The 10,276-nt window shown below is 70.0% G+C and carries 8 protein-coding genes and 1 pseudogene; 5 read left to right on the forward strand and 4 right to left on the reverse strand.

What is annotated here, in order from left to right; all coding sequences use genetic code 11:
* The coding region (locus GA0115259_RS27750) for a glutamate--cysteine ligase (RefSeq protein ID WP_176732676.1) at positions 1-777 on the reverse strand (777 nt) is incomplete at its 3' end.
* A 385-nt stretch (positions 778-1,162) separates the two neighbouring features.
* Here GA0115259_RS27750 and GA0115259_RS42945 point away from each other — a divergent pair.
* Positions 1,163-1,498 (forward strand): annotated as a pseudogene (locus GA0115259_RS42945) (DUF305 domain-containing protein); the annotation flags it as partial.
* 292 nt (positions 1,499-1,790) lie between these two features.
* Positions 1,791-2,660, forward strand: a complete 870-nt coding sequence (locus GA0115259_RS41250; protein ID WP_256098172.1) for a YncE family protein — start codon at positions 1,791-1,793, stop codon at positions 2,658-2,660.
* An 82-nt stretch (positions 2,661-2,742) separates the two neighbouring features.
* Here GA0115259_RS41250 and GA0115259_RS27765 read toward each other — a convergent pair whose 3' ends face one another.
* Positions 2,743-3,207, reverse strand: coding sequence for a nuclear transport factor 2 family protein (locus GA0115259_RS27765; protein ID WP_093602124.1), 465 nt, complete (start codon positions 3,205-3,207; stop codon positions 2,743-2,745).
* 246 nt (positions 3,208-3,453) lie between these two features.
* Between GA0115259_RS27765 and GA0115259_RS27770 the strand changes: the two genes are divergently transcribed.
* Together GA0115259_RS27770 and GA0115259_RS27775 are read left to right on the forward strand one after the other, a co-directional pair.
* Complete coding sequence (locus tag GA0115259_RS27770; protein WP_237540542.1) at positions 3,454-4,020, forward strand: TetR/AcrR family transcriptional regulator; 567 nt, start codon at positions 3,454-3,456, stop codon at positions 4,018-4,020.
* A gap of 42 nt (positions 4,021-4,062) precedes the next feature.
* Complete coding sequence (locus tag GA0115259_RS27775; RefSeq protein WP_256098173.1) at positions 4,063-5,301, forward strand: sialidase family protein; 1,239 nt, start codon at positions 4,063-4,065, stop codon at positions 5,299-5,301.
* 272 nt (positions 5,302-5,573) lie between these two features.
* Here the strand turns inward: GA0115259_RS27775 and GA0115259_RS27780 are convergent, their stop codons facing one another.
* The gene (locus tag GA0115259_RS27780; protein ID WP_093602128.1) at positions 5,574-6,185 is read right to left on the reverse strand and encodes a helix-turn-helix domain-containing protein; all 612 of its coding nucleotides are present in this window, start codon (positions 6,183-6,185) and stop codon (positions 5,574-5,576) included.
* 144 nt (positions 6,186-6,329) lie between these two features.
* On the opposite strand from GA0115259_RS27780, the gene GA0115259_RS27785 reads away from it, so the two are divergent.
* Positions 6,330-7,319: an alpha/beta fold hydrolase gene (locus GA0115259_RS27785; protein WP_093602130.1), complete on the forward strand. Its 990-nt coding sequence runs from the start codon at positions 6,330-6,332 to the stop codon at positions 7,317-7,319.
* Positions 7,320-7,789: 470 nt separating this feature from the next.
* Here the strand turns inward: GA0115259_RS27785 and GA0115259_RS27790 are convergent, their stop codons facing one another.
* Positions 7,790-9,793, reverse strand: coding sequence for a PE-PGRS family protein (locus tag GA0115259_RS27790; RefSeq protein ID WP_093602132.1), 2,004 nt, complete (start codon positions 9,791-9,793; stop codon positions 7,790-7,792).
* Between the last annotated feature and the right edge of the window lie 483 nt (positions 9,794-10,276).

The raw sequence follows: 10,276 nt of genomic DNA on the forward strand, positions 1-10,276 counted from the left end.
CCCCCGCCACTCGCGCGCGGCCGTCTCGACCAGCCCTCGCACCAGCGCGGCCACCACAACCGTGGTCGACGCGTCCAGGCATACGTCGGCCACCCGCACCTCGACGGTGGGATAGCGCTCCGCGAGCCGGGCCTCGAAATAGGCCATCGCCGAATCCCGCAGCACACCGGTGGCGACCATGGCGGCCACATAGTCGTGGTATCCGGCGGCCGATCCGAATTGCTCCACCGGTCCGGCCGAGGGCCAACGTCCCCATACACGGCTGCGATAGCTGCTGTAGCCGCTGTCGTGCCCGCGCCAGAACGGTGAGTTGCCGGTGAGCGCGAGCAGCACCGGCAGCCACGGTCTGATCCGGTCGAGGACGGCGACTCCCTCCTCGTCCGACTCCACGGCCACATGGACGTGACAGCCACAGGTCAACTGCGCCCGGGCGATCGGCCCGAACTCGCGCTCCAGCCAGAGGTAGCGCTCGTCCTGATTGACGGCGGAATCGAAGGGCAGCGGAGAGGTCGCCAGCGCGGCCACGGCGGCGCCCACTTTTCCGGCGTACTCGGCGGCCTCCGCGCGCCGTTCACGTATCTCCGCCGCCAGCTCCGTCATCTCCGTGCGCGGACGGGTGGCTAACTCCAGCTGCTGGCCGTGGAGTTCCTTCTGAAAGGCGTGTCCTTCTCCGCCGGCCCGGTCGGCCGTCGCCAGCACCGCGGGCGACACGGCGTAAGGCTCCCAGGTGACCGCGTCCACCAGCAGTAGTTCTTCCTCAACGCCGACGCTGCGCAACGGAGCCGCCTCTCCACGGGGGAAGCGGAACCGTACGGCACGGCCCCGGTCTAGGGAAGGGCGCCTTTGACCGGTTTTCTCCATCGACGACCTCTCCCGGCCTCGTACCCGAACCGCGTATCCGCACCCGCACGAGCTCCGTTCACCCGATTGCGAAGCTCGGAAGGACATCTCTCCAGGAAGATGAGAAGACTGGGATTCACCGGCGGAGAGCTCAGTCCTTCCCTGCCTTCCCTCACATGGATCACACACGTCTCCGGCCGCCGGGCGGGGCCGTTGCATGACAGGCGACTCGACTCCATGAGAGGCGACTCCATGACAGGCGACGGAAACCGGACGGAAGAGGAGATGCCGGATGACTGGGTACGCGTTTCGCCGGTTGCGTATGTCCGCGGCGGCAGGACTCATCGCACTGAGCCTGGTCTCGTGCGAGTCCCAGGAGCGCGGGGCGGGCTTCTCGCCGCGCGCCCATCCGTCCCACCCGTCCCACGCGGGCGTGCACGGACCGTTCACGCGGAAGATGGACGAGAGCATGAGGCTCATGGCCGAGGCCATGGCGGATTCGCGTATGACCGGCGATCCCGACCATGACTTCGCGGCTCTGATGGTGGCGCATCACCAGGGTGCCGTCGAGATGGCCAAGGCGGTCCTGGAGCACGGCAAGGACCCGGTTCTGCGGCGGCTGGCGCAGGAGATCATCGTCACGCAGCAGCAGGAGATCGGTGTCATGAAGGGCCGGATGAAGGGCCGGATGACGGTGACGTCCTCGGCCCGCCGCGGTTCGGAGCACGGCTCGTTCGGCCGGAATCCGGGGCCCGCCGAGCCGATACGTCCGGACAGGGAGGTCTCCGGGGGAGGCAGCGGTACGGGACCGGGTACGGGTACGGAGGCGGGGACGGGTACGAGAGCGGGAGCAGGTACGGAGGCGGTCATCCCGATATCCGGGCAGGACCGCGTCTACACCGCCGACCAGACGTCTCCCGCAGGCCAGCCCTTTCTCGCCCAACCTGGCCGTGAGCCGCGACGGAACCGAGGTGTGGTTCACGCTGAAGGACTCCGGCAAGACGCAGGTGATGAGCGCCCGGCCGCCCTTCCGTATCCTCGCCACGCTCGACACCGGACCGATCAGCAATCACGTCACACTGGTCGACAACGCCAAGGGCCACTTCGGCTATGTGACGGTCGGCGGCGAGAACATGGTGAAGGTGTACCGGCGCGGCAGGACTCCGGCTCTGGTGGCCACCATCCCCACCGGCGATCTGCCGCACGGCATCTGGGTGTCCGGTGACGGCACACGGGTCTACGTCGGACTGGAGAACCAGGACGCCGTCGCAGCCGTCGACACACTGAAGAACCGGGTGATCGCCACGATTCCCATCGGCCAGCAGCCGCAGCAGTTGCTGTACGTTCCCCGGGCCGTCCCCACCGGCAAGGGCACGGCCAATCTGATGCCGCTCGGAGTCGCGGGCATGGCCGGTCACCTCACGCTGAGCGCCCCGAAGGGCAGCGGCGGGCGCGGCCACGCGACCGTCTCCGTGAACGCGCTCGGCGCGCTGGACCTCCTCCAGGTCGCCGCGACCGGCCTGGAACCCGGGAAGAACTACACGCTCTGGCTCACGGAGAACCGGACGGCGCCGTTCGGCCGCAAGGAAGCTCTCACCATGTTCACCACAAACGCGGCGGGCGCCCAGGTCAGCCAGGCGATCGGCCTGCTGCGAGAGGTACTGACGCCCGCGAGCGCGGCGGAGCGGGCCGCCGCCCATGAGCGCTTCCTGATCATCACGCGGGCGGACAGTGACACACCGGTGGCCGTCCAGGAGAGCCGTAAGCCCATGCCACCGACACCGGGCCTACTGCCGGATCCGGCACCGGCGGCGGGATGACGAGCCGTTCCGGCCCTCGGCGGATCGCCGGGACCGGGACCGGGACCTTCACGGTGCCGCCGGGGCCTTGTGGCCGGGCCCTTCACCGTGTGGAGGGCCTGGTCTCGGTCCAGTCGACCATCAGCTTCCGCTCGGCGAAGAGCCAGTGGCCGTCGAGCTTGGTGAAGGTGTCGAGATAGCGGATGGAGGCGATCATCAGGGTGCGCTGTCCGTCCACTTCCCAGAGGTGATGGGCGAGGCAGTAGGTCTCGCCGGTGGCGCTGTCGCCGTCGACGGTCACCGTGGACTGGCCGTTGAAGTGGGTCGTGGTCTCGTAGGTGTTCAGATTGCCGAAGACCGGCGCCAGCGCGTCGCGGCCGTGCAGTTCCTGCGTCGGCTCGGCGGAGCGGCTGTCCATGTGGACGACGAAGTGCGTGTCCTTTGTGAAGAGCGCCATCTGGCCCTCGGCGTCGCGGCTGTCCGCGCAGTGCGCGTACGCGTCCACGAGCTCACGCAGGGCGAGACGGTCCGCTGCTTCTCGCTCGGATACGGCGGTGTGGATGCCCATGGCGTCTCCTCGGGGAGCAAAGGGCGGCGGCCTGCCGCGAAGCGTTCCGCCGCTAACTATTTTACACGTGTCCAATACTGTACTCGCGCCGCCGACCACGCCGTACCTCGACCCACATGCCGCCGCCGAGACCGCCGTACCGCGGCCCACACCGCAGGCAGGCCGGGCCATGACACCGCAGACGTGGGACCGAGTCTCTGGCATGGCACGATGACCTGGCCGACCGCAGGGAGGAGAGACGGCCGCATGGTGGACCCACGGATCACCCGGACAGAGCGCGCCACCGAGGAAGCCGTGATCACACTCGCGTCCGTCCGGCCGATCTCCCGGATCAGCGTCTCCGAGCTGGCCGAGGCGGCAGGCGTCAGCCGCGCCACGTTCTACAACCGCTACACGACACCGCTCGATGTGCTCACCCGCGTACTACGCAGAGATCTCCAGGCCAGACGCGCCAAGGACGAGGAACGCCGGACCGCCCGCACTGCGCCACCCGGTGTCGACCTGCGCCTGGCCACCGGGGACATCGTCGACCACGTCGAGCGCTATCGCGAGATCTACCGCCACGCACAACACGATCCGGCGGACCGTGGAGTCTACGACGCGCTGACCGACCACTTCACCGACTACACCCTCGCCTTCATGCACACTTCGGGCCACGCTCCGCCCGAGGGCATCAACCACTGGATCGTGGCGCAGTTCCTCGCACACGGCTTCGCCGGAGCACTCAAGGCCTGGCTGTCGGCCGAGGACGTCAGCCGCGACGACCTGGTCAAAGCCGTGAGCGCCGCAGCTCCGGTCTGGTGGACCCAGTAGAGTCTGAACTCCATTGCGCCTCATATCTTCCGGGAGTCGTCGGTGCCCTCTCCGTTCATGCGCGGCACCGTGCTTGTGGGGCTGGCCGCCCTGCTGTCCGGTTGCGTCAACTCGACCGGCGCGGCGGAGCGTTCTGCAGGTGAGCGTTCCGCGGGTGAGACGGGCGACTGCGAGTCGTCCGTGGTCTTCCGGTCCGGTACGGGCGGTTACCACACCTTCCGCATACCGGCCGTGGTCGCGGCACCCGGCGACACCGCGGGCACGCTCATCGCCTTCGCCGAGGCGCGCCGCAACGCCCAGGCCGACAGTGGCGATGTCGATGTCGTCACCCGGCGTTCGACCGACGGCGGTTGCACCTGGTCACCGATGGAGGTGGTGGCGGACGCCGGCCCGGACACCGTGGGCAACCCCGTCCCCGTCGTCGTACCGGGGACCGGGCGTCTGGTGCTCCTGACGTGCGGCAATGCCGCAACCGCCACCGAGGAGGCGATCCTCCGGGGAGACCATCCGCAAGCGGCGGGCCGACGGGTCTACGTCCAGCACAGCGACACCGCCGGACGCACCTGGTCATCACCCACCGAGATCACCGACCAGGTCAAGCGGCAGGACTGGCGGTGGTACGCCACCGGACCCGGCCACGGGCTCGTACTGACCCAGGGCCCGCACGCCGGACGCCTCGTCATCCCGGCCAACCACTCCACCGCACCACCCGCCGACAGCTCCGCCACCGGGACGGAACCGCGCTACTACGGCGGACACTCCCTGCTCAGCGACGACGGCGGCACCAGCTGGCGCATCGGCTACGTCGACGCCACACTCGACGGCCGCGTCAATGTCAACGAAACCACAGCGGCCCAACTGCCCGACGGCCGCGTCTACTTCAACGCCCGTGACCAGCACGGCACCGCGCCGGTCACCCGCGCCCACGCCTACAGCAGCGACGGCGGGCAGTCCCTGGACGCGCCCTTCGCTCCCACCGAGGACGTGATCGCGCCCATCATCGAAGGAAGCGTCCTTCAGGCACAACAGGGCGGACAGGCCGGCCCGCTCCTGCTGTCCGCCCCCGCCGACCCCAAAGCACGCAGCCACATGACCGTACGCTCCAGCACCGACGACGGCCTGAGCTGGACCACCGGCCTCCGCCTGACGACACACCCTGCCGCCTACTCCGACCTGGTCCAGGTCGACCAGAACACCGTAGGCGTCCTGTACGAGACCGGCCGCAGCACCGCGTACGAAACCATCACCTTCACCCGACTCCCCCTCGACCGGCTCCGCTGATCCGGCAAGATGTCCGCGATCGTGGTTTTCTCCGAAGGGGAACCATGGTTCACCAATTCCCATAACTGGAGCATCGTTTTTCGGCGTGCCATGGATGCCATGCGTCCTGTGGACCGTCAGTCGTCCGACTGGTTTCTCAATGAAACCGGGCTGGATTTCGCGTCCGTAGCACCCGCCGAGCGGACCAGCCGTGCCCGCTGCGCGACGCGGACGCCGCCGAAGCGTGCAGCCGCAGGCGCCGTCACGGGAGGTGTGGTTCCGGGCGCTGCGGGCTACCGGGCCCCGGGGGCGGGGGCCGCAGGGGTGCGCGGTCGCAGACGCTCTCCCTGCGGCCCGAACATGATCAGGTATTCGACCGGTCCGCCGGGCCCGGCGTTCGCGACCCCGTGGGCGGTGCGGGTGTCGAACTCGGCGACGTCCCCGGCGGCCAGGACGAGGTCCCGCTCGCCGAGCGCGAGCCACAGCCGCCCGTACAGGACGCACAGCCATTCGTACCCGTCGTGGGAGACCTGCCGCGGCCGGGCCGGCGGCGCGTCGACGGCGGGCAGGACGTGCTTGTGGGCGTGCAGGCCTCCCACGTACCTGGTCAGCGGCAGCACCGCCTTGTCGTCGCCGGAGCGCAGCGGCGCGGAGGGACGCGAGCCGGCCGCCGTGGCGGGTGCGGTGCCGGCCAACTCGTCCAGGGAGATGTCGTACTCCTTCGCGAGCCGCAGGAGCACCTCCAGGGTCGGCTTGCGCCGTCCGGTCTCGATCCGCGACAGCGTGCTCAGCGAGATGCCGGTCGCACAGCTGACGCCGGTGAGCGTGGCGCCGCGCCGCTCGCGCGCGCCCCGCAGCCGAGTACCCATGGCCGCCAGCGTGGCGGCTACGCCGTCGTCCGTCATCGTCGCTCCACTCCCTCCGGCCGCACCGCCTGCACCACTCTGTCCTGCAAGTTTGCCAGAATGGCAAGGCTGATCGCGTCGGACGGCCACCGCGCCGCATGATCGGTGGGTAACCGAGGCCGCCCGTGAACCGAGGAGAAGCCCATGCACCCCGAGCCGTCCGCCGACCTTCGCCACCGCACCATCGAAGCCCCCGCCGGGCGCCTGCACCTGGTCGAGCAGGGCACCGGCCCGCTGGTCCTGCTCGTCCACGGCTTCCCCGAGTCCTGGTACTCCTGGCGCCGCCAGCTCCCGGCCCTCGCGGCGGCGGGATACCGGGCCGTCGCGCTCGACGTGCGCGGCTACGGCCGCTCCTCCAAGCCGGCCGCGACGGACGCCTACAGGATGCTCAACCTGGTGGAGGACAACATTGCCCTGGTGCGCGCCTTGGGCGAGGAGACGGCGGTGATCGTCGGGCACGACTGGGGCTCCAACATCGCGGCGGCCTCCGCCCTGCTCCACCCCGAGGTCTTCCGCGCCGTCGGACTGCTGAGCGTCCCCTACGCGCCGCCCGGCGGCCCCCGCCCCACCGACATCTTCGGTCAGATCGGCGGCCCTGAGCAGGAGTTCTACGTCTCGTACTTCCAGGAGCCCGGCCGCGCCGAGGCGGAGATGGAGCCCGACGTCCGGAGGTGGCTCGCGGGCTTCTACGCGGCCCTGTCCGCCGACACCATGCCCGCCCAGGGCGAACCCGACCCGCACTTCGTGACCCGCGACGGCGGCCGGCTGCGCGACCGTTTCCCCGGCGGGATGCTGCCCTCCTGGCTGGGCGAGGACGACCTCGACGTGTACGCCGGGGAGTTCGAGCGTACCGGCCTGACCGGGGCCCTCAATCGGTACCGCAACATGGACCGCGACTGGGAAGACCTCGCCCCCTACCGCGGCGCCCCGATCAAGCAGCCGTCCCTGTTCATCGGGGGCGCCCTGGACGCCTCCACGACCTGGATGGCCGACGCGATCGACGCCTACCCCATCACCCTCCCCGGCCTGGCCGCCTCCCACGTCCTGGACGACTGCGGCCACTGGATCCAGCAGGAACGCCCCGAGGAGGTCAACCGCCTGCTGACCGGCTGGCTCGCCTCCCTCACGGGCTGAACCGCCAGGTGTGCCGAGCAGGCTCCGCCGCCGACGACCCCCGGCCGGCACACCCGAGGGCGGCACCCGGGACCCGGCCATCAGCGCCGCGCGTCCCCCGACACGAGCAGGCTGGTCACCTCGGCGATGCCCTCCGCCGAGGGCTTGAAGTACCGCTGGACGTTCTCCGGCTTCTTGCGCTCGACGACCGCATCGATCTGCGAGCCGACGGGCGGAAAACGCGCGAGTAGCTCGTCGTGGCTGCCCGCGGTCCGGGAGAACTGCTGGATCCTGTCGAGTTCCGCGACGACAACGCGGCGAGGCGCGGCCCGCCGCGGCAGCGGCCGATGTCACTGCGGGCACGCGAGCCCGGCAAGATCCAAACGAGAGGCCCCAGGTCACCTCGACCGGGCGTTCGGGCACCCGGCGAGGGTCTGACTTGGTCCTGTTGGATTTCGCGGAGACTGCGGAATAGCCGTCGGTCTGCCCGCTCATGGCTCCGGCGTGGCGCCGACCGGAGGCTGGATCCGCTGGAGCATCTGTTCCATGACGGGGATGGGCAACGCGGGGTGCTGGGCTGCGGCTTGCGCGGTATCGGTGTCCCGAAGCAGCCGGATCAGCACCCGCGCGGGCAGTCTGGGGTGCCGCGCAGCCGCGTGGCGCACGCGTTCGTGCGGGTCGTCGAGAAGCCGTACGGCCGACGCGGGTGTCAGCCGGAGGTCGGTCGCGGCCCGGCGTCGAACTTCCTCATCGCTGTCCCGGCTGAACCGCTCGACCAGCTCGGCGGTCGACTCCGGGTCGTCCAAGGCCAGTTGGCGCATTCGCGGATTCGGGTCGTCGGCGTAGCGGAGCAGGTCGCGACGGGGGAAGTTCGGGTGGCCGTGGGGGCGATCGGGGGTGCTGAGGCTGCCGGTCCACCACTGCCACACCCTCAGCAGCATGTCCGCGGGTGCGTCGTCGCAGGATTCCGCGAGGAAGAGCTGGACGACACGGTCTTCGTCGCGGGCGAGGCGTTCGACGACATCCGGTGGGAGGCGCCGGGCCCGGGCAACGCTTCTGCGTACGAGGGGGTGGGTGGAGGAGGCCAAGCGGCGCATGGCGCCGGGATCCTGGTGCAGTGCCATGACCCAGTCGAGCGGGTGGTGGTGGCCGCGCGGGTCGAAGTCGAAAGGAATGTCCGCCCGCTGTCCCTCGGTGAGGTCGGAGCGTATGGCCACCACGGAGTGGACGTTCTCGTCGGAGTCCTGGGCAAGGAGGATGACCAGGTCCGGGTCCAGGTGCGGGTTGCCCGCGAGGGAGCAACGCTGGGCAGGGTTGCCGTGGTGGGCCAGGTGTTCGGCGAGGCCGCGCTCCAGACGGCACGTGCCCACCGCGCGGTCGGTGAGTTCCGCGGTGTCAAAGACCGACCGGGGCATCGGGTGCTCCTGGTGGTACTGGAGCAGTGCTTCGATGCGGACCTTGCCGTAGGGGTCGCCCAGCAGCGCGCGCCGGGTCGGAGTGTCCAGATGAGGCCAGGCCCTACGGCAGGCCGAGGCCCGTACGGACGGGTCGACATCGACGGCAAGGGCGGCGAGTATCCGTACGGGCAGACCGGGAAGGCGAGCGGTCTCCTCGCGGACCCGTGCGGACGGGTCCGTAACGAGCTGCTCGTACGCGGCGTCGGTGAGTTCGGCACGCCGGTCCGCCGCGAGCATGGTGAGGATCCACCGGTGCCGGGATTCCCGTTCGCCCAGGATCAGGCGGGCCCACTGTTCAGCGGTGATGTTCGGCTGAGCCTCGGCCAGCAGCTGCCGCAGCTTCCACTCCGGGTGGACCATGGCCGCCTCGACGACCGCCGTCGGCAGGGGGCGCCACAGGAGGAAGTGCGACAGGCGCAGGAGGCGGGCACGGAGATCATCGGGTGTGGCCGGGTTGAGGGCCAGCCCGTGCGCCCACATCTCGCACAGTCCCGTCGAAGGCCCCGGTCCCTGAAGCAGTACCGCCCAGGCAGCTTCCCGCTCCCGAGGGGTTTCCCGGGCCGCCACCTGCGCGGCTGCCTCCTGCCGCTCTGCGATGTGGTCCAGCAGGGTGAACCAGACCTCGTCCTCCTCGGTCGTCACTCCGATCAGGGTGCTGCCGTCCGTCGCGAGGGTGACGAACTCCGGCTGCCCGGGCCGCGCGCCGAGGACTCCGGCGAGGTCCCACCGACCAGTGAGCCGCACCCGCGTCCAGCGCCTGGGCGCACAGCCCGTCCAGTGGCCGGCGACATCGATGAGGAATACGCCGTCCTCGCCGATGATCCCGTTGCCGACCGCGAGCCGGTGCCACTGTGCGTTGAGCTCGGCAATCAGGTCGGGCAGGTCCTTCCGCACAGCCACGGTCGGCTTGGCGCCGCCCGAGACGACCGGTCGCCAAGCTGCTCGGGGCGGCAGTACCCCCTCGATCCGCCAGTCCCCCACGACTTCCAGCCCCGCACGCCGCAACAGCTCTATGAGCTTGTCTCTCCCACCCGTCACGGGAACCCATCCTGCCCGAAGCGGCTCTCTGTCTTCCCAGCGACCGCGCTTCGTCGGACAGGCAGTTCAGGAAGCCGCTGAGCGCGGCACGCCAGGATCCGCAGGAGCGGACGATCGTACGGCCTGCCGTGCGACTACTGCGGTGCCGAATCCGGCGAGCCTTGCAGGACCGCGATCTCCGGCAGGGCGGACGTCAGGGACGCCGCTCATGTCCCGGCGTCGGCGGGGCGGGGTTCAACGGATCACTGATCACCACCCAGCGCTGCCTCCGCCCCGACATGACCAAGATCACCAACGTCGGCAACGCCCTCGCCGCCCAGCCCACCCCCGGACACCACCGCTGGACCGACTGGTTCCCAACTGGTACCCAACAAACACGGAAAGGCGGTACCGGATTCCTCCGATACCGCCTGCGACCTGCGTAAACGCTGGTCGGGACGACAGGATTTGAACCTGCGACCCCTTGACCCCCAGTCAAGTGCG

Origin of the sequence: Streptomyces sp. MnatMP-M17, from assembly GCF_900091995.1 — a bacterium.
Taxonomy (GTDB): domain Bacteria; phylum Actinomycetota; class Actinomycetes; order Streptomycetales; family Streptomycetaceae; genus Streptomyces.